The following is a 19,003-nucleotide window of genomic DNA, read 5'->3' as shown; positions in this document are numbered from 1 at the left end:
TCAGATCGGCGATCTTGATGTGGAGTATCTCGCCGTCGTTCTTGTCGCTCATGGCGTCGTCCGTGTCCCCTCCGTCGGCTCGCCAGCCCGAAGACGCTAGTTGAGCAAGGTCATGTGCGGCTGTGAGCGTCCCCAAGGGAAGGGAAAGATCCGTTCAAGGTTGTGGATGCCGGTGATCCGTTTAGGCTCCGCCGGTGACAACCCCGGTGAACCCACATCCGCAGGCCCATCCGGATGCTGCGGCCTTCCGCGACCCGATCGCGCTGGCGGCATCGCTGGCGCGGATGGGGCCCGCAGTGCGTTCGCGTACGCCGGCGATCACCCGGCACCACGCGATGCTGATGGGCGCCCGGATCCAACGGCACGCTTCGGGGCGGAGTTGTACGGGGCATGGCCCGCCGCCGAGGCGAACGCGTTGTGGGAGGCGGCCCGGCAGGTGCAGCAGGTCGGCCTCGTCGACGTCGTGGACGTGGGAAAAGGCTGAGCGCGGATCCTCAGCTCCGGGCCGAACTGGAGTTGTGCGAGCGCTGGGGCATTCCGCACTCCCGCTTCCTGGGCGGCGACGGCACCTGGACCGACCACGACCGGGCGAAGGCCCTGGCTTGGCGCACCTGGCGGCACAGCGTCTGCCCTGACTGCCGCACCCGCCTCGACGACTGGGAACCGGCGCGCGGCGGCGATCCACACGCCTACCTGCGCGACGGGGCGTTGCTCGCACTGTTGCCGAGGGACTACCGTCCGGCCGTCACCCGGACGCTCACGGTCGCCTCGGACTGCCGCAAACCCTTGTGGCTCGAGGTCACCGAGGCAGGCGAGGTCACGGTCCACCTGCCGGCCGGAAAAACCGCCAGCGCCGAGTGGGCCAGCCTGGACGGTGCATCCTGCTACGCCGAGGCAGGCGACGGGTGCTGAGCAGGCAATGCGACGGGGGCGGGAGACGTCGCGGTCGCGGAGCCATTGAGAACATGACGCACGGTGGTGGCGAACTCGTCCCGGGCCGTCCGCATCAGGCGAAGCTTGTCGCGGTACTCCTGCGCCCGGGATCCCCGGCCGTACGTAGAGTCGCGGGTCCGGAGCCGCGCGTATACGTCGTCGACGATGTTGGAGACGGCGTGCACCGCCTCGCTGGCGGCCTGCGCCTTCGTCGCGATGGCCTCGCTGCCCACGGTCTCCGCGGCCGCCTGGGCGTTGAGGACGCCGCGCCAGCTGACCAAGTAGGGCTCGTAGGCGGCCGTGCACTGCGCGAGGTCGGGTGAGTCTCGCAGCAGTTCGTCAACGACCAGCCACGTTCTTCCCTCGAACTCGGCGAGGGCGGACAGGAAGCCGACGCATGCCTCTCGCTGTGCGTCCGTCTGCCGCTGTAGACGGTTGGCATCGGCCTGGTCCTTGACCAGTTGGCGCTGGGAGCGGGCGGTGACCACCTGGCCGACGACCACGCCTCCCGCACCGAAGACCGCACCCACGGCCCCGACGATTCCGGTCAGTAGTTCTGGAGTCATGGCACGCCATCCTGATCCATCTGACGTGTCCATGTGGCGTACTTCGCCCAACCGTGATCGGCTTGCACGGCCTCCGCTCACCGGCCTGCCCTGGTCAGACTCCGCACACTCGGGCCTGACCCTCCAGGCCGGGCGAAGACGCCAGCTGGGCGGCGGCCCAACTCGACGACACGGACCTCCGCGCCCTCATCGCCGACACCCCCGGCCGCGCCACCGGCCCCGCGCTCCACCGACTCCACACCGCGTACCGAAGCCTCTGGCTCGGCGACATCCACCCGGAGCCCCCGACAGGCCCGCCTACCCCCACCGCGCTCCGCGATCGCTAAGCGGGCCTCACAAGAACCGACCCCGCCCACCGCCTGGGCATCTCCGACCACCTCCCCCTCCTACCCCCTCCGACGGGGCCACCGCGGGGGCAGAGCGGGGACACGCCCCCTCGGCGGGGGACACAGCGGGGACGTAGTGCCCGAGACGGCCCGGGGCCAGAAGGGACCGTAGGGGACACCGCAGAACAACAAAAGGCCAGCTCAGAACCAGTCCCACACCCCCACGCCTCCATCCCCGCAGGTCACCCCGCCCCCCCGTTCCCCCAACGATCTTGCTCCTAAAGCGGGTGTCGCAGGTTCGAATCCTGCCGGGGGCACAGACAGGTTCGTGCAGGTCACGAGTCAGATTGCGGGACTGCCCCCGGGGTCATCCCGGGGGCAGTACATATTTCGTACCCCTCAGTTCGGCTGTTCGGCAGGCGCGATGGGCGCTCTCAGCTTTGCCAGGCGCCGACGTGCTCGACTCGGGCCACACCTGCCGCCTGGACGGCCGTCTTCATCGCCTTGCCCCAGTCGCGACGCCGGGAGTTCGGGTACCGTATCGGCCCGCCCTCGGGAGCTGTGAACACCAGGGCATCCCTGGTGCGGCCGCCTGCCAGGGGCTCCAGCTCCTCCCTGACGGCCTGCCACGACTCGCAGGTCTGCTCACCGTCACCCATTCTGAGTAATAGGGAGTCCCTGACATGAGCCGGTCATCCCGAAGCACCGAACCAGGGACACTCGAGAGGAGAAAGCCATGCGTATACGACGACTGCTAGGCCTCGCCCTCGCCACAGCAACCCTCGCCGGCGCGAGCGCCGTCGGCGCCGCCACCGCTCAGGCAGCGACGTATCCGGCCATCTCGGCCGACCAGTGCACGGCCCAGGGCGGATCGGTCAACCAGGGCGGCCCCTACCGCGGCCCCACGTGCACCTTCCCCGACGGGCACTCGGAAGCCATTACCTGAGCGCGCCGGACCGGATGGGCGGGGCATGGCGGCCCTGACATCACAGATCTGCCGGGCTCCCTGCGCAGAGCGTGACGAGGGCCGGCCGGGGAACAGCGAGGAGGGCCGGCCCAGGAGGGGTTTCTCCCGGGCAGGCCCTTCGGTGTACGAGAAGGACCCTGCGGGCCCGTGGTGCACGTCTGTGACACGACCCTCGCCCTGACCGTGGGTGACCGTGGGTCAGGTGGTCGCCTGAGTGCGCCGCCGCCTCAGCCTCAGGTGGGGGCGCAGGCTCACCAGGACCGCGGCGATCACCGCCCACAGCGCGAGGGTGGCCAACGGCTGCACCGCCTGCGCGCCGTGGAAATAGCTCAGGTCCGTCACCGCGCGGACGGCCGCGCCCGGCGGCAGCAGGGCGGAGACGGCGCGAGCGGCGGAGGGCAGGAGGTCCGGGCCGATGGTGGCTCCGCTGGTGGAATTGCCGACCGTGAGCAGCAAAAGGGTGGCGACCGGCACGCCGACCGGGCCGAGGTAGGTGCCCAGCAGCTTGGTGGTGAACGAGGCTGCCGCGGCAAGCAGGGTCAAGCCGAAGGCCAGCGGCACCACCGGCGCGGGAACTGCCCCGAGGATGGGTCCGGCGATGACGGTGGCGACGATGCCGATGGCCACAGAGGCGCCGGACAACAGCCAGAACCGGTGGCGCAGGTGCAGACGGTTCGCGAGCCCGAGGGCGTTCTGGGCGAGGACGAAGCCGGCCAGCGTGACGCCGAACGCCATGTAGAACCCGGCCAGTCCACGGGAGTCGAAACGGGCGAACGGGACGACGTCCACCGTGGTCAGTCGCTGGCCCGACCCGTGGGCATAGGCGCCGATCAGGCTCTTGACGGCCGTCGTCGTCGACTGCCCGTTGGCCCCGCCGACCTCCAGGCGCAACCGGTCGGAGTCCGCGCGGCCGCTGACCGCCGCCACGACATCGCGACGCTCCAGCTCGGCCCGCCCCGTGGCGGCGTCGGCGACAGGATGGACATCGACGCTGTCACCGAGGACCTGGCGTATCCCGCCCGAAAGCTCCTGCCCGGCGACAGCCACCGGCACCCGGTGCGGCTGGGGGTTGCGCTGCAGACCGACGTAGCAGCCGACGAAGGCCGCCACGACGACCAGGGCGATCACGGCCGGCTGGAGCCAGAGCCGGACCGGTGGCGTGGTCGAGGAGGAGGCGGTGGTCAGGTCGGCTTCGGCCGCCGGGCCGACGCGAGTGGCCATGAATTGTCTCCCGTGAAGGGGGCGCGCCCTTGGATGAGGGGAAGGGAGCGCCTCAAATAGATGATGTGGATGATCTAAACATCAGCGTACGATAGATGTCGTCCGACATCCAAAGAGGAGGTGCCCTATGGGTCGCGTCTCACATGCACAGGCACAGGCGAACCGCCAGCGGGTCGTGGAGGAGACCAACAGGGAGGCACAGGTCAGAACGGCAGCCTCCGCTACCTCGCCTCGGCACACCGCCTGATTACCGTCACGCCGCAGAGTAGTTACAGCGCGCGGCTGCGGATCGCCTCCAATGCGGGGCCCCGTACCCTGCGCCGTATTCCGGCGCTGCCCGACGCCTGCTCGAAGAAGCCGTCCGCCGACCCGCGCAAGGTGTTCGACGTCTTCTGGCAGACCTATGCCGAGAACTACCCGTTCTTCGCCGCCAAGCACGTGGATTGGCAGGCTGTGCGCGACCGCTATCGGCCCCGTATCAACAAGGACACCAGCGACGGCGAGCTCTTCGCCGTGCTGCGGAAGATGATCGAGCCGCTGCACGACGCGCACACCGAACTGTCGGACGGCAAGGACCGGGCGTACAGCGGCGAACGCCCCGGCACGCCTCCGCACAGCGAACAGGACCTGGCCCGCATCGACCGGGCCGTCGCCACGGCGGTCGGGATGCCGCTGCGAAGCTACGCCAATGGGGCGCTGTCATTCGGCCGCCTCCCGGAGGGCACCGGCTATCTACGTATCACCCGCTTCATCAGCCTCACTGACGAGCCGTCATACGTGAAGTGGGAGGCGGAACTGGACGCCGCCCTGAAGGCGATCCCGTGGGAGCGGCTGCGCGGGCTCATCGTGGACGTGCGCGCGAACAGTGGAGGTGCCGACCCGCTCGGGCTGCGCGTCCTCTCCCGGCTGACCGGCCAGCCGTACACCGCCTACACCAAGTTCGCGCGCAACGATCCGCGCGACCCGGCCCTGTTCACACCGGGACAGCCGATCACAGTGCGTCCGTATACGGGACCGCGCTTCACGGGACCGCTCGCGGTCCTCACGGGACCGCTGACGATCAGCGCGGGTGAGAGCTTCACCCAGGCTCTGATGGAACGCGCCCCGGCGCCGATCCGGATCGGTCAGAACACCCAGGGGGTCTTCTCCGACACCATGGATCGCGCACTGCCGAACGGCTGGAGGTTCATCCTGCCCAACGAGGAGTACCGCAGGGCCGACGGCACTACCTTCGATGGCCCCGGCATCCCGCCACAGCACCGCACGCCCGTCTTCACCGAGAAGGAACTCGACCAGGGCCGCGACAGCGCACTGGCCAAGGCGCGGGAGCTGCTGCACCGATAGGGCGCCTGACTGGGATCCCTGGGGTGCTATGCCAGCAGAAGGCGGGACTCTCTTGTCGGCAGTTGTGACGCCCCGAAATAGCAGGTCAGAAGCCCTGCCGTCCGAGCATGTGGCAGGGCTTCGATCTTGCGGTCATCCGGATCGCTGAGGATCTCGGACTCGCTGATGTGCAGGCCATGGTGGTGCAGGGTCCGCAGCCACAGGTCGACGGAGGAGTTGGCGAACCATGCCTCGCCTTGAGGAAGGACGTAGTAGACCCTGCCTGTCCCGGGTTCGACGCCGAACGATCATTCCAGGCCGGGCACGAGTCGCCATGGTGATTCCGGGTGAGGAGGTAGAGCGACCTACCAGCTGACGTCTGGAGTGATGCAGCCGCCTCCACCTGGTAGCTCTTCCCGTCTTCAGGGTCGCCTGTGCCGTCGTGCAGCCGGTACCACGCCCGTAACGCGGGCGGGAACACCACCCCGATCGTCTCCTCCACGGCATCGATGTCCGCGTCACTCGCCGGCGGGCGCAGCAGTGCAGCCGATGCCGGGGCATTCTCCTCAAGCCACGCTTCGATCCGCCCCCATGCCGCTTCGGCTTCGGCTTGGGCCTGTTCGTTCGTGCTCATCGGGTTCTCCTTCGCCTCGCCCGCATCACGCGGTGGCCTGACGCCCTTCAATGCCTTCGTGGCATTCATGGCCTTCATGGGCTCGCACCGGTAAGGACATCGCTGTCGCGGTCATCGACGTCGCGGTCATCGACTCGGACACCGGCGGCAGCGAATCCGTTCGACGAAGGGCAGACTCTGGCGGGGAGACCCGCCGTCGTGCTTCGTCCGCGTTCGATCATGCTGCTCACCTCGTCTGCCCGGCTGCGGCCTGTGGCGCGTCCGAGCATTCAGAAGGGGAGTCAACCGTGGGACGACTGCGCGACAGGCTGACCGGGACGCAGTACCCGGAGAGCGGCCTCGAGCCGTTGGCTGCTTCGGAAGTGCGAGCAGCCTTGTTCGCGATCAACAGCCCGGACAAGCCGTACCGGGTGCGCAACGCGCTCCGCGAGGAGAAGGCTGACGTGGTGGCGGAGTGGCACGTCATGGAGCCGGCCTGGGGTACTGGGACGGGGCGTCGGCAGACGGAGCGAACCTTCAAGTTCCGGATGCGTCTGGACCCGGTGACACATGAGGTGCGGGTCTGCGCCGAGAATCGCGAGGTGACGCGAACCGGTGATCCCCCGGGCCGCGCCGTCGAACGGGGACACGGCAGTGGGCCTCGAACCCGTGTGAGGTCCTGGAAGGGGCACTACGAGAAGGGGCCCGACGGCCGTCGTCAGCGGGTCGACGATTTTCGCTTCGACTCGAACGACATGCGGGATCCCCTGCAGAAAGCCGTTCTCGCCGCAGGATGGACCTGGCGAGGGGCGCGAAGGCTGTGACGTACCGTCCGGGACGGTCTTGACCGGGACGGTCTTGACCGGGACGGTCTTGACCGGGGGCGCGAGGGGCCGTCCTCGTCTCCAGTGAGGCGTTGCGCATGCGCAAGCACGCGAAGCCGGCGCCAAGGGGCGGGGTCGAGGCTTCACAACAGCCATGCGGAAGGCCTTAGTTGACGGGCCGAACGTCCTGAACCCTCCGAACCCCCCGAGCCCCCCCGAGGCCCCGAGGCCCCGAGGCCCCGAGGCCCCGAGGCCCCTCAACGGCGACCGCCCCGGTCCGGACGGAAGAGCCACTGGTCCAATTCCGGAGGCAGCGTCAGCGTCAGAGTCAGCGAGGCTGGCGTACTACTGCCCAACTACCCCATCCAGCTGGGGCCTCGACAGCCTGCCAGGCTCCTGGCAAGGCGTCCGCGACATCCGTTGCAGGGAGGTGCAGGGGGCCGTCCTCACCAAGTTGGTTGATCCAGAGCAGCACGCCGCCCGGAGCCAGCACACGGACGATCTCGGCAGGAAACAGCAGCATGTCGATCGCGGCAACGACCGAGGCTCTGGCATTCGCCACGGGGAGCGCCGCGGCATCGGCACGCACACGAGCCGGTGAGCGGCCGAGGGCCTGGCGCAGCATTTGCTCGGAGATGTCGACACTGATCACTTGGGGGAAGACGCTGCGGAGCAGCCCGGTGAACAGCCCAGTTCCTGAGCCGAGTTCCACGCACACGCCATCAGGGAAGGGCCCGCCACGGTCCAGGGCGTCACGCAGCGGTTCGTCCCGGCCCGTGGCCAGGGTGGTGTCCCACTCTGCGGCCATCTGATCGAACTGGGCGGCGATGAAGTGCGACGTCTCGCCATCCCAGGAGCGACGACCAGCGGCCAACTCGCGGGCAAAAACGCGGAACACCTCAGCCGGTCCCTTCGAAGGAACCGGCTTGCCATCCGGACTGGGCCAGATGCGAGGCAAGAAGGAAGTCACGAGCCCATGTCAGCAGATACGGGTCCTGCATGGATCGGCCCCGGGGTGGAACGCAACTGCACCTCAGGGTGGAGCTCTTCAGCGATCCTCCATCGAGCACGGCCGGCACCTGGCGGGGGAACGCCGACACCTGAATGCGGAACTTTGCCCCCGTTCATCTCTATCGGTTCCGCCTCGGCGTGTCCCTGGACCAGGCGGGATCCGGCGCTGTTTGAATCGCCGAATGACCAAGCGTGACGACGCGGACCTGTTCGGTAATCGGTTTCTGACCGTGCCCGCTCCCTCGGAGACCTTTCCTGAGGAAGGCATGGCCGCGAGGGACGCGATGAGGCTGCTGGACGTGGACCTCGTCATGGAGGGTGACCCACAGCGCAACCTCGCCACGTTCGTCACCACTTGGATGGAGCCGGAGGCGCAGCGGATCATCGCCGAGAACCTCCACCGCAACTTCATCGACCACGCGGAGTACCCCATCTCCGCCGAGATCGAGCAGCGTTGCGTGCGCATGCTCGCCGACCTGTTCCACGCGCCGGGCAAGACAACCGGATGCCGGACCCAGGGCTCGTCCGAGGCGATCATGCTCGGGGCGCTGTCGCTGAAGTGGAAGTGGCGGCAGCGCCGCCAGGCGGCCAATCTGCCGGTCGACCGACCCAACTTGATCTTCGGCGGGGACGTCCACGTCGTGTGGGAGAAGTTCTGCCGCTACTTCGACGTCGAGCCCCGGATCGTGCCGCTCGCCGAGGGCAAGTACACGATCGGCCCGGAGGACGTGGAGCCCCTCCTCGACGAGAACACGATCGGCGTCGTCGCCGTCCTCGGCACCACGTTCACCGGCCACACGGACGACGTCGCCGGGATCGACAAGCTGCTGCGGGACGTCCGCAAGAAACGCGACCTCGACATCCCGATCCACGTCGACGGAGCCAGCGGCGCCTTCGTATGGCCCTTCCTCTACCCCGACTCGAAATGGGACTTCCAGCTCGAGCAGGTCCGTTCGATCAACGTCTCGGGACACAAGTACGGCCTGGTGTACCCCGGCATCGGCTGGCTGATCTTCCGCGACGAATCCGACCTGCCCGTGGATCTCGTGTTCCACGAGAACTACCTGGGCAAGACCGACGCGACGTTCACGCTGAACTTCTCCACCGGCGCGGCGATGGTGCTCGCGCAGTATTACAACTTCGTCCGGCTCGGCCGCCAGGGCTACACCTACGTCATGAAGATGATGCAGCAGAACGCCCACGCGCTCGAAGACAACCTGCGGAGGAGCGGCCGCTTCGAAGTGATCGGGAGCGGTCTCGAGCAGCTGCCGCTGGTCGCTTTCCGTCTCGCCGGCGAGCACGCCTACGACGAGTCCGACGTCGCCTGGCAGCTCTCCGCCGAGCGCGGCTGGATGGTGCCGGCGTACACGCTCCCGCCCAACGCGGAGCGGGTGAAGATCATGCGGGCCCTGGTCAAGGAGACCCTGAGCCGCGAGCAGATCGATCGCCTGAGCCAGGACATCGACGACGCGTGTCGCACTCTGGACAGCAAGGGTGCGGTCCACCGGATCGAGCGGGCCCAGGTCAAGCGCGGCACCGGCTACTGACGCACCTCCGTCGCCCCGGTTGCACACCTGCCCGGCCTGCACACACCTGCCCGCCCTGCCCGGCCTACGCGGGCGTCGACCGATGCTCCAGATCTGTGCCGGCGCAGACGGAGCCCCTAGGGTTCCGTCCATGGTTACTGCGACTGTCCGCGAGTGGCGCGACGAGGAAGGGTGGGGCGTGTTCGACTCGCCCGAGACTCCCGGTGGCTGCTTCGGCCACTTCGCCGACATCCAGATGACCGGCTTCCGCACACTGTCAGTCGGACAGCAGGTCGACCTCACGTGGGAAGCCCCCGGCTTCAAACAGGACGGCTACGACTACCGCGCGGTGAGCATCGTGCCTCGGCCTGCAGCGGCGTCCGGTCGATCGAAATCCCGACGCAGCTGAGCCACGTCGCAGGCCGATCCACTTGCGGGTGAAGAAGCGAGACCGTCCGGACGTCCGACACGTCGATCACCCGTCGTCGCGCGGTTCCGACAGCAAGTCTGTGGTCACCTTCAGCATGCTTCGCGCCGATCACGGCGCCGCCTGTCCACCGAAGGAGGCAAGCGTGCCACCTCACGACCAGGATTCCGCACCTTCCCGGCGGCGGTTCCTCGTCGCCGGCGCCGCGTGCGCAGGCGCCCTCGTTGTGCCGTCTGTCGTCAGCGCACAACCCGCCGCAGCGGCGACGAACTACACCGTTACGGCCACCAACAACTCGTCGCAGCTCCTGGATTGTTGCTGGATCACAGCCGGCAACTACTCAGTCGGCGAGGTGCTGGACGTCGAGGAGATCACGAACACAATCGAAATTCCCTTCGACGGCACGTTCTCGATGCAGGCCGTCTACGGGCCGAGCGGCGACTGGTCACTGCGCTAGGTGGCGGCCGTCAGAGGACGTGGCCAGGGGGACAGCGCAATAAGGGCCAGTTCGGAGGCTTGATCGCTTGATCCTCTCGAACTGGCCCTTTCGCGTGGCCGGCGCCATAGCCATAGCCACGGCCACGGCCACGGCCACGGCCACGATCACGCACGTGCCACAGAGTCCGCTACGAGGTGGCGGCGCCGGCTGAGCGCGCTCCGGACGGCCGGTTGTTGGCGTGGTGGAAGCGGGGGCAGACCGTGGCGGTGGAAGCCAGGTAGGCGTCCTCGCCGGCGAAGGCCGCGGTGTAGCAGGTGCGCTCGTGCTGCCTGCCGGGGGCGGCCGTGCAGGTCGCTTCGCCCTGGGCGTCGGTGGTGGCGGTGCACAGCGTCGCGCTGTCGGCGGTGAAGGCGATGGTCTCGCCCTGCAGAGGCCGGCCCGCGGCGGTCAGGCGGGCGGTCAGCTTGAGGGTCTCGCTACTCCGGGGGCCCTTCTTCTTCTCGGCCTTGAGCGTCAGCGCGGTCGGCACCGAGTCAACGCCGACGGTCGCGATCGCCACCCCCTGCGGGCTCTCGCCGACGGGGACGGTGGCGGTCACCGTGTTGGTGGCGGTGTCGATCACCGACACGTTGTCGCTGTTGGCGTTGGGGACGTAGGCGCGGGTGCCGTCCGGAGTCACCGCCACCCCGACGGGACTGTCGCCGGCGGCGATGGTGGAGGTCACCGTGTCGGTGGCGGTGTCGATCACCGACACGGTGTCCGAGGAGTAGTTCGTGACGTAGACGCGCGTGCCGTCCGGAGTCACCGTCACCCCGCGCGGGCTGCTGCCTACGGTGACGGTGGCGGTCACCATGTTGGTGGCGGTGCTGATCACCGACACGACAGTGCCGCCGACGTTGGTGACGTAGGCGCGGGTGCCATCGGGAGTCACCGCCACACCGTAGGGGGCGTCGCCGACGGGGACGGTGGCCGTCATCGTGTTGCTGGCGGTGTCGATCACCGACACGTTGTCGCTGATTTGGTTGGTGACGTAGGCGCGCGTGCCGTCCGGACTCACCGCCACCCCGAAGGGATTGTCGCCGACGGGGACGGTGGCCGTCACCGTGTTGCTGGCGGTGTCGATCACCGAGACGTTGTCGCTGGTTGCGTTGGGGGCGTAGACGCGGGTGCCGTCCGGACTCACCGCCACCCCGATGGGGTTGTCGCCGACGGGGATCGTGGCGGTCACCACGTCGGTGGCGGTGTCGATCACGGATACGTCGTCGCTGAACTGGTTGGTGACGTAGGCGCGGGTGCCGTCCGGAGTCACCGCCACCCCATCGGGGTGGTTGCCGACCGGGATGGTGACGGCCACGGTGTTGGTGGCGGTGTTGATCACCGACACGTTGTCGTCAGCGTTGTTGACGACGTAGGCGTACGTCCCCGGGGGCACCGCCGCCGCCTCGCCGGCCGGGAGCGCGACCACAGTCAATGCCGCCATCGCCACGGACAACAGCAGCCCCAGCACGTACCGGCCGGACCGCCTGCCAGCACTTCCCCCCGTCCCGTCCCCCCGCGCACGACCCTGCTCTCGGCCCATATCGAACGATCCCTTCACTCGGACACGAGGACGCCGGCTCGCACCGCGACACACGCCAACGCTCCTTGGACAGACGGTCCGTGCCAGACCACCACCCCCCACCCGCAGTCGGTGCTCGACCCGCCCCAGGCCCGCGACCGGCCACCCGACCGGCTGCCCCTTTACACAGGTCGCGTACGCAGATGTCCCCTGGACCCCCTGGAACCCTTGGAAGCCCCTGGACGGCAGTCCCCCCGCTTGATCGAATAGCCCTATGGGTGCCTTCTGGGTCGGGGAGCGGGTTCGGTTGCGTGGGGTTGAGCCCGAGGACTGGGGGGTGTTCATGCGGCTTGCCGAGGAAGAGGAGTTGTCGGGGGATCTCGTGCAGGTGCCTCGGTCCGCCGAGCGGTTCCGGGCCTGGGTCGGTGAGAAGGCCGGGGTGTCCGAGGACGGGGACTGCTTTCGGCTTGTCGTCGAGGATGCGGTGACGGGAGATGCCGTCGGGTCCGTCGGGGTGCATCGCGCCGATTCGCGGTCCGGGTCGTTCGAGTACGGCGTCACCATCGGTGACGGGCACCGGCGCAAGGGATACGCGGCAGAGGCCGTCGTGATGCTGTTGCGCTACATGTTCGACGAGCGGCGCTTCCACAAGGCCGAGGCCCGCGTCTTCGCGCACAACGAGCCCTCGCTCGCCCTGCAGCGGCGGCTCGGATTCGTCGAGGAGGGGCGGCTGCGTGATCACATGTTCCACAGCGGCCGCCACCACGATCTCGTGCTACTGGGCATGATCGACCGGGAGTTCGCCCACCGTCACCGGTGACGGGCCACCTCCCCCACCTGCACCAGCAACGGAGCACCTCCCCTGCTTACGCCGCCGGCTCGATGTTCTGGTTCGCGTGGAACAGGTTCTTCGGGTCGTACCGGCGCTTGACCTCCGCCAGGCGGCCGTAGTTGTGGCGGTACGTCGCCTGGACGCGGTCCTCGTGCTCGTCCTCGCCGATGAAGTTCACGTAGGCGCCGCCCATCGAGTACGGGTGCAGATCGTGCCAGTACGCGGTCGTCCACTGCTTTACGGCCTCCGCGTTCGCCGGGTCCGGGTCGATGCCCGCGATGATGCCCGACCAGACCGCTTCCCGGTATCCCCAGGCCGTCGCGTCCTCGGAGACCCGGGACGCGGCCGCGTCCACCGGGTAGAGGTGCATCGTCGACAGCGGCGTCGGGAGGTTCTCGGCGAACTTGGTGTGGACGTCGATCGCTTCGTCCGTGACGCGGTCGAAGAAGTCACCGCGCCAGTACCACTGCAGGCCCGTGGGGAGCAGCTCGTCGAACATGGTCTGCAGCGCCGGGTACGGCATCGGTGCCGTGAACTGGAAGGCGGGCGGCCCTACTTCCATCGCCGCCGCGATCGCCTCGCCCGTCCGGGCCAGGTCTCCCGTCCAGCACCACACCACCCCGCACATCTTCTTGCCGTGGATCTCCTCGGGGAAGGGCGGTCCCGGCGGCACGGTCAGCGCGGCGAAGAAACCGTTCAGGTCCTCGGGCGCCTGCGGCAGGAACTCGCGGTACCACTCCAGGACTTCACGCGTCTTCTCGACCGGCCACAGCGTCAGCGCGACGCCCACCGTGTGCACCGGATGCAGCTGGAACTTGAACGCGGTGGCGATGCCGAAGTTTCCGCCGCCGCCCCTCAACGCCCAGAACAGATCGGAGTGTTCGGTCTCGCTCGCCGTGACGAAGCTGCCGTCCGCGAGGACCATGTCCACGCTGAGGAGGCTGTCGATCGTCAGGCCGTACTTGCGCGTGAGGTAACCGTGACCGCCGCCGAGCGTCAGGCCCGCGATGCCGGTCGTCGAGATGATTCCGGCGGGTATCGCCAGGCCGAACGTGTGCGCCGCGTGATCCAGGTCGCCGAGCTGACTGCCGCCGCCCACCCAAGCCGTCTTCTGCGCGGGGTCCACCCGCACCCAGCGCATCGGCGACAGATCGATCGTGATCGCGTCGTCGAGGAGGCACAGGCCGCCGCCGCTGTGGCCGCCGCTGCGGACGGCGAGCTCCAGTCCGTGGTCGCGGACGAAGTCGACCGCCGCCATGACATCCGCCGCGTCCGAGCAGCGCACCATCGCGGTCGGCTGCCGGTCGATCATCCCGTTGTAGATCTTGCGGGCCTCGTCGTACTCCGGATCGCCCCGCGCAATGACCGGACCACGAAGCTCAGTTCGCATCAGAGCGACGACATCCGTGGTGTCGTAGACGGCTGGGGTGTCGGTGTCGGTGTCGGTGTCGTTCATCGCGCTCTCCTCGACCGGACGCATCGCTCCGCGGACCGCTGTCCCCCCCCTCGTCCCGTCCCCCTCCGTCCCGTCTTCCCGCCTCTCGGCGGCGTCGGTGAGCGGTTCGTGCGCCGGCGTGCGGGCGCCCCCGTCAGCCACCGACACACCGAATCGAGCGCCGGCTGACACTTCAAGGATCCGCCCGCCCGGCAGGCCCCGCAATCGCGGAGGACGATGAAGACATGGACGGATCGGGCCGGGCCAGGGAAGGATCGGGCCCACCCATGGCCGGACCGGGCGGCCTCGGCGGCGTCAGCCGTCCCGGCCGGCTCGCCGCCCCCGGCGAAGGCATCACCCCCGATGAACTCGCGCTCGCCGCGCGTAATCACGGCCTCCCCCTCGAAGCCCTCCGCTACGACGTCACCCCGCCGGGCCTGCACTACGTCCTCGTCCACTACGACATCCCGGCCGCGACCGCCGACGACTGGCAGCTCACGGTCGACGGCCTGGTCAGGACGCCGCTGGCCCTCGACATGGCGGCTCTACGCAACCTGCCTGCCGTCACCCGCCGCGTCACGCTGGAGTGCGCGGGCAACGGCCGCGCCCTGCTGACACCCCGGCCGGTCAGCCAGCCCTGGCTGGTCGAGGCCGTCGGCACAGCGGACTGGACCGGTGTGCCGCTGCGTGTCCTCCTCGACGAGGCCGGGGTGGACGAGGACGCCGTCGAGGCCGTCTTCACGGGCGCCGACCACGGTGTCGAGCGCGGCGTCGAGCAGGACTACCGGCGGAGCCTGCCCGTCGCGGTGGCCGCGGGTGACGTCCTCGTCGCGTACGGCATGAACGGCGCACCCCTGCCCCCGCAGCACGGCTACCCGCTGCGACTCGTCGTCCCCGGCTGGTACGGCATGGCGCACGTGAAGTGGCTGCGCGAGATCACGCTGGTCGACACCCCCTTCGACGGGTTCCAGCAGGCCGTCGCCTACCGCTTCCGCTGGAACGCCGACGATCCCGGCGAGCCCGTCACCAAGATCCTGCCGCGCGCCCTGATGATTCCGCCCGGATTCCCCGACTTCATGACCCGGGCCCGAGTCGTCCGCCCCGGGCCCGTACTCCTCGAAGGCCGCGCCTGGTCCGGCCACGGCCCCGTGACCAGGGTCGACGTGACCCCCGACGACGGCGCCACGTGGATCGACGCCGCGCTGGACCCTCCGGGCGGCAACCCACCGGAAGGGGACGGGGACGAAGCTGCCTGGCGGCACTGGCAGGCCCAGTGGACCGCCACGCCCGGCGCCCACGTCCTCGGCGCCCGCGCCACCGACACCACCGGCCGCACCCAGCCGCTCACCCAGCCATGGAACCGCGGCGGCTTCGGCAACAACCTCGTCCAGCGCATCCCCGTCCACTGCGTCCAGGGCCTGGACCCCGACTGCTGCGCATGATCCTTTCGTGGGCGCGCCTTTTTGACGGGGAGCGCGCCCACGACGGAGTGAATGGTACGAGGGGGAGTGCACCCCCCACTTGAATGGCCTGCGTAAGTGCCCACTCACGTAAGGACCTTGCGACATGCCACTACTTCCGCCGATCGGCGCCGAGATCCCCTGCTCCCGCCTCGCCATCAACACCCCGCTCCGGATCAAGGACGCCCTCGTCACCGTCGACTTCCGGGGCGGCATCAAACACCGCATCGACGTCAACCCCGATGACCCGATGAACTCCGTCCGCATGCGGACCGTCGGACACAAGATGTCCGCGGAGCTGCCGGGAGAGAACGGGACAGGCGGGGGCACCATCACCATCGAACAGAACGACGTCGATGTTGACGCGCCCACCACCCTGCGCGTCACCCAGCAGTTCCCGCCGAAGTTCGAGTTTCGCGAGGTCTCGACCTTCACGATGACCATCGACCAGCCTGGGAACGGCGGCGGACCGCTGATTCTGACCACCAAAGAGCCGATGGTCCTCATCGGACAGCTGACCCAATACCCTCCCCGGGGCGACCTCTACACGCTGCAGAAGCCGGTCGAGTTGGTCGACCTGGACGACCTGGACAAGGTGCTCGCCGTCCTCGAGAAGTTCCCCGTCAAGGTCGGCGGCCTCTAAGAACGTCAGCAGGACCAGCCGGCCGCCGCGCTTCCGTCCCGCTGCCACAACAGCCCCTAGCCCCGCCGGGAAAACGTGCACCAGACCGTCTTCCCCGGGTCCCTCCCCTCCACGCCCCACTTGCCCGCCAGCGCCTCCACGAGGAACAGCCCGCGCCCCGACTCTCCACGCGCGTCGGCTACTTGGGGCGTCCCGTCGCCGCTGTCGTGCACCTCGACGCGCACCTCGTCCTCGTACGGCAGGAGACGGAGCAGGAAGCCGCGGCCGGGCGGGACGCCGTGGAGCAGGGCGTTCGTGGCGAGTTCACTGACGCACAGCAGGACGTCGTCGTACGCGTCCCCCGTCACGCCCCAGTCCGTCAGCGCCTCGCGCGTGAACTCCCGGGCGGCCGGGACGGATCGGCGCTCGCGCCGGTAGAAGCGTTCACGCGCGGTGGTGGTGGTTTCGGTGTTCACGGGACGAGCGTCACGCTGCGTGGCCATCATGAGGCAGTGGGTGAACCCGTACAGATTCTTTGTACGGGTTCACTGCCGTGAATGTACGTGCCTCTGCGGGGAGTTGGCCTTCATGAATCCCAGGAAGCGGCCGCGCAGGAAGAACGCGTCGGCGATGAAGATGGTGGGAGCGCTGCTGGCCGTGTTCCGGTCGGCCGCCGGATACACCCAACGGGCCCTGGCGGAACGGGTTGTGGTGGATGAGGAGACGATCGCGTCGATCGAGCAGGGGCGGCGCCCGTTGAAGGCGGATCTGGCTGCAGTGCTGGATGAACTCCTTGATACGAAAGGGGCGTTGGCGACTGCTGTGCAGAACTTGCCGGAGGTGGATCTCGTCCCGCGGTGGGCGGAGGAGTTCCTGGATCACGAGCGAGAGGCCCTCGCCATCTCCTCCTACGAGAACCAGGTGCTGCCGGGGCAATTACAGACCGAGGCCTACGCGCGGGCCGTCTTCCGGAGCCGCATCCCGGCGCTCGACGCGGACGAGATCGAGCAGTACGTCGCGGCACGCATCGAGCGGCAGGAGATCGCCCACCGCAGGGTGCCGCCGACCATGAGCTTCGTGCTCTGGGAGGCGGTACTGCATGACCGGCTCGGCGGCAGGAGGGTCTACACAGAACAACTGCGCCGCCTTCGCGAATGGGCCGACCTGCCGGGCCTCACCCTCCAGATCCTGCCGTTCGGACGCACCAGTCACGCGGCACTCGACGGACCGTTCGTCCTGCTGGAGACCCCTGAACATCAGCACCTCGCCTACGCGGAGACGCAGCGCGGAAGCCTGTTGATTTCGAACCCCGACGAGGTGTCCATCCTCGCGCGGCGGTGTGCAATGCTGCGATCTCAGGCCCTCAATCCCGAGGATACGAAGGGCCTGTTGGACCGTTTGCTAGGAGAGCAATGAGCACCGGACTGGAATGGTTCAAGTCGAGCTACAGCGGCAGCGACGGCGGCAACTGCCTCGAAGTCTCCCCCACCCCCGCCGCCATCCACATCCGCGACTCCAAGAACATCTCCGCCGACGCCGGAGGCACCGGCACCGGCACCGTCACCGTCACCCCCGCCGCCTGGGCCGCCTTCCTCCCCCTCGCCCGTCGTAGTCGCTGACGTCACGGACGGGGCCGGATCCACGGGACCTCGCGCTTCATCAGGAACCACTCCGCCGCCGTCTCCGGACGGTCCCCCGTGGCGTGGTGGACCACCGGGTCATGGTGGACGCGGCCGGGCGGAACCCGGTGCAGCATGGCCAGTTGGGTCTCCACCGTCTCGACCATGGCCGAAGGTCCGCTGACGTACACGTGCGGCCACTCGACGGGTGCGTGGCGCAGGCTCTGCGCGGAGGCGTATCGGGTCAGTTCCCGTACGAGTGCCGTGTCCGCGTCGCGCGGCAGTCCGTCGCGCGGGGGCAGCGCGCCGACGAGTCGTAACCAGGGGTGCGCGCCGGCGAGGAGTTGCAGGACGCCGGCGTCGTACACGTCGTCTTCCGTGCGGGCGCCGATCAGCAGGGTGGCGGTCGCGTTGCCCCGGCAGACGGCGAACTGCTCGATGAGCGCCTTGATCTGCGCCCAGCCCGTCCCACCGGCGACGAAGAGCAGCTCTCCCTTCGGGGCTTCGGGGAGCGTCGTCGTGCCGAGTGGCGGGCCGAGACGGACGGAACCGCCGGGGGCGACGTCGTCGACGAGGGCGCTGCTCAGGAGACCGCCGTCGACGCGGCGTATGTGGAAGTCGAGGGAGCCGCCGGCGCGCGGGGCGTTCGCGATCGAGTACGGGCGCCAGACCTGTGGCACCTCGGGGGCGGTCAGGGTCGCGTACTGGCCCGGCAGGTACGGGTACGGCCGGTCCGGGCGGACGGTGAGGACGGCGATGTCGTCCGTGCGGCGCTCGTGGCGGAGCACCTCCGCGTCCCACCAGGCGGGTTCCGACTCCGGGACGGACTCCGCTCCGGCGATCATGATTTTGGAGATGAGTTCGTACGCCGCGCGCCAGGCGGCCTCCGTCTTCGGCGTCCAGGCGCTGCCCGAGAAGAACTTCAGGGTCGCTATGAGGCTGTTCCCGACGGCCGGGTAGTGCTCGGTGCGGGCGCCGAACTTGCGGTGGTCGAAGCCGAGCGTGTGCAGGTGGCCGACGAGCGCGTCCGTGTCCCCAAGGTTCAGGATCGCCGTGGTCAGCGCGGCGAAGAGGCGGTCGCGCTGCTCCTCCATCCGCTCCGGGAACATGGCCCGTACGCCGGGGTTGTGCTTGAACAGGTGGGCGTAGAAATACTTCGTCAGCGCCTCCGCGCGGCGTTCCACGACGGCGAGGCTGGCGCGGATCAGGGCGGGGTTCAGGGCGGCGTACGGTCTCGCGCCGGTAGTGGTCGTCGTCACTGGCGGGGCCTCGATTCCACGATCAGGCCGGAGGCCTACGGA

General features: G+C 68.9%; 20 protein-coding genes and 2 pseudogenes. 12 read left to right on the top strand and 10 right to left on the bottom strand.

Going from position 1 to position 19,003, the window contains the following annotated elements:
• Window positions 1-516 precede the first annotated feature (516 nt).
• Window positions 517-912, top strand: a complete 396-nt coding sequence (locus AC07EJ_RS14445) for a hypothetical protein (RefSeq protein ID WP_389477893.1) — start codon at window positions 517-519, stop codon at window positions 910-912.
• On the opposite strand, the gene AC07EJ_RS14440 is transcribed toward AC07EJ_RS14445, so the two are convergent.
• Both AC07EJ_RS14440 and AC07EJ_RS14435 read right to left on the bottom strand, forming a co-directional pair.
• Window positions 885-1,499, bottom strand: coding sequence for a hypothetical protein (locus AC07EJ_RS14440; protein ID WP_389477895.1), 615 nt, complete (start codon window positions 1,497-1,499; stop codon window positions 885-887). The two genes, AC07EJ_RS14445 and AC07EJ_RS14440, sit on opposite strands and share 28 nt — an antisense overlap.
• Window positions 1,500-2,259: 760 nt before the next feature.
• A complete protein-coding gene (locus AC07EJ_RS14435) occupies window positions 2,260-2,484 on the bottom strand; it encodes a hypothetical protein (protein ID WP_389477898.1) in 225 nt (74 codons plus the stop codon).
• Between the two features lie 77 nt (window positions 2,485-2,561).
• Here AC07EJ_RS14435 and AC07EJ_RS14430 point away from each other — a divergent pair, with 77 nt between their 5' ends.
• Window positions 2,562-2,771, top strand: coding sequence for a hypothetical protein (locus tag AC07EJ_RS14430; protein WP_389477900.1), 210 nt, complete (start codon window positions 2,562-2,564; stop codon window positions 2,769-2,771).
• A gap of 219 nt (window positions 2,772-2,990) precedes the next feature.
• Here the strand turns inward: AC07EJ_RS14430 and AC07EJ_RS14425 are convergent, their stop codons facing one another.
• Window positions 2,991-4,013 carry a hypothetical protein gene (locus AC07EJ_RS14425; RefSeq protein WP_389477902.1) on the bottom strand — a complete coding sequence of 341 codons (1,023 nt, stop codon included), beginning with the start codon at window positions 4,011-4,013 and terminating at the stop codon, window positions 2,991-2,993.
• A gap of 120 nt (window positions 4,014-4,133) precedes the next feature.
• On the opposite strand from AC07EJ_RS14425, the gene AC07EJ_RS14420 reads away from it, so the two are divergent.
• On the top strand, window positions 4,134-5,357 hold the full coding sequence (locus AC07EJ_RS14420; RefSeq protein ID WP_478884328.1) for a S41 family peptidase: 1,224 nt from the start codon (window positions 4,134-4,136) through the stop codon (window positions 5,355-5,357).
• Window positions 5,358-5,383: 26 nt separating this feature from the next.
• Here the strand turns inward: AC07EJ_RS14420 and AC07EJ_RS14415 are convergent.
• Window positions 5,384-5,581, bottom strand: a pseudogene (locus AC07EJ_RS14415) (hypothetical protein); the annotation flags it as partial.
• Between the two features lie 179 nt (window positions 5,582-5,760).
• Window positions 5,761-5,970, bottom strand: a pseudogene (locus AC07EJ_RS14410) (SMI1/KNR4 family protein); the annotation flags it as partial.
• Window positions 5,971-6,257: 287 nt separating this feature from the next.
• Between AC07EJ_RS14410 and AC07EJ_RS14405 the strand changes: the two are divergent.
• A complete protein-coding gene (locus AC07EJ_RS14405; protein ID WP_478884327.1) occupies window positions 6,258-6,773 on the top strand; it encodes a hypothetical protein in 516 nt (171 codons plus the stop codon).
• A 328-nt stretch (window positions 6,774-7,101) separates the two neighbouring features.
• On the opposite strand, the gene AC07EJ_RS14400 is transcribed toward AC07EJ_RS14405, so the two are convergent.
• The gene (locus AC07EJ_RS14400; RefSeq protein WP_389477909.1) at window positions 7,102-7,743 is read right to left on the bottom strand and encodes a class I SAM-dependent DNA methyltransferase; all 642 of its coding nucleotides are present in this window, start codon (window positions 7,741-7,743) and stop codon (window positions 7,102-7,104) included.
• 223 nt (window positions 7,744-7,966) lie between these two features.
• On the opposite strand from AC07EJ_RS14400, the gene gad reads away from it, so the two are divergent.
• From gad to AC07EJ_RS14385, 3 genes are all read left to right on the top strand, one after another.
• On the top strand, window positions 7,967-9,331 hold the full coding sequence (gene gad / locus AC07EJ_RS14395) for a glutamate decarboxylase (protein ID WP_389477912.1): 1,365 nt from the start codon (window positions 7,967-7,969) through the stop codon (window positions 9,329-9,331).
• A gap of 130 nt (window positions 9,332-9,461) precedes the next feature.
• On the top strand, window positions 9,462-9,719 hold the full coding sequence (locus tag AC07EJ_RS14390; RefSeq protein ID WP_389477915.1) for a S1 domain-containing protein: 258 nt from the start codon (window positions 9,462-9,464) through the stop codon (window positions 9,717-9,719).
• Window positions 9,720-9,747: 28 nt separating this feature from the next.
• Entirely contained in the window at window positions 9,748-10,194 is a 447-nt protein-coding gene (locus tag AC07EJ_RS14385) for a hypothetical protein (RefSeq protein ID WP_478884326.1), read from the top strand.
• Between the two features lie 169 nt (window positions 10,195-10,363).
• Here AC07EJ_RS14385 and AC07EJ_RS14380 read toward each other — a convergent pair whose 3' ends face one another.
• A complete protein-coding gene (locus AC07EJ_RS14380; RefSeq protein WP_478884325.1) occupies window positions 10,364-11,755 on the bottom strand; it encodes a YVTN family beta-propeller repeat protein in 1,392 nt (463 codons plus the stop codon).
• Window positions 11,756-12,008: 253 nt separating this feature from the next.
• Here AC07EJ_RS14380 and AC07EJ_RS14375 point away from each other — a divergent pair, with 253 nt between their 5' ends.
• Complete coding sequence (locus AC07EJ_RS14375) at window positions 12,009-12,554, top strand: GNAT family N-acetyltransferase (RefSeq protein ID WP_389477923.1); 546 nt, start codon at window positions 12,009-12,011, stop codon at window positions 12,552-12,554.
• A gap of 46 nt (window positions 12,555-12,600) precedes the next feature.
• On the opposite strand, the gene AC07EJ_RS14370 is transcribed toward AC07EJ_RS14375, so the two are convergent.
• Window positions 12,601-13,956: an FAD-binding oxidoreductase gene (locus AC07EJ_RS14370; RefSeq protein WP_393583742.1), complete on the bottom strand. Its 1,356-nt coding sequence runs from the start codon at window positions 13,954-13,956 to the stop codon at window positions 12,601-12,603.
• A gap of 332 nt (window positions 13,957-14,288) precedes the next feature.
• On the opposite strand from AC07EJ_RS14370, the gene AC07EJ_RS14365 reads away from it, so the two are divergent.
• Together AC07EJ_RS14365 and AC07EJ_RS14360 are read left to right on the top strand one after the other, a co-directional pair.
• Window positions 14,289-15,443: a sulfite oxidase gene (locus AC07EJ_RS14365; protein WP_478884324.1), complete on the top strand. Its 1,155-nt coding sequence runs from the start codon at window positions 14,289-14,291 to the stop codon at window positions 15,441-15,443.
• Between the two features lie 124 nt (window positions 15,444-15,567).
• Window positions 15,568-16,104 carry a hypothetical protein gene (locus AC07EJ_RS14360; RefSeq protein WP_389477931.1) on the top strand — a complete coding sequence of 179 codons (537 nt, stop codon included), beginning with the start codon at window positions 15,568-15,570 and terminating at the stop codon, window positions 16,102-16,104.
• Between the two features lie 56 nt (window positions 16,105-16,160).
• Here the strand turns inward: AC07EJ_RS14360 and AC07EJ_RS14355 are convergent, their stop codons facing one another.
• Window positions 16,161-16,586, bottom strand: a complete 426-nt coding sequence (locus tag AC07EJ_RS14355; protein ID WP_389478087.1) for an ATP-binding protein — start codon at window positions 16,584-16,586, stop codon at window positions 16,161-16,163.
• Window positions 16,587-16,671: 85 nt separating this feature from the next.
• Between AC07EJ_RS14355 and AC07EJ_RS14350 the strand changes: the two genes are divergently transcribed.
• Window positions 16,672-17,499, top strand: a complete 828-nt coding sequence (locus AC07EJ_RS14350; protein ID WP_393583610.1) for a helix-turn-helix domain-containing protein — start codon at window positions 16,672-16,674, stop codon at window positions 17,497-17,499.
• On the top strand, window positions 17,496-17,702 hold the full coding sequence (locus tag AC07EJ_RS14345; RefSeq protein WP_478884323.1) for a DUF397 domain-containing protein: 207 nt from the start codon (window positions 17,496-17,498) through the stop codon (window positions 17,700-17,702). The genes AC07EJ_RS14350 and AC07EJ_RS14345 overlap by 4 nt, the downstream gene beginning before the upstream one ends.
• A 2-nt stretch (window positions 17,703-17,704) precedes the next feature.
• Here AC07EJ_RS14345 and AC07EJ_RS14340 read toward each other — a convergent pair whose 3' ends face one another.
• The gene (locus tag AC07EJ_RS14340) at window positions 17,705-18,961 is read right to left on the bottom strand and encodes a globin domain-containing protein (RefSeq protein ID WP_478884322.1); all 1,257 of its coding nucleotides are present in this window, start codon (window positions 18,959-18,961) and stop codon (window positions 17,705-17,707) included.
• Window positions 18,962-19,003: the final 42 nt, after the last annotated feature.

Source organism: Streptomyces sp. NPDC045026 (genome assembly GCF_056432625.1).
Note: the sequence above shows the minus strand (reverse complement) of the source record. Positions and strands in the feature narration are given on the sequence as shown.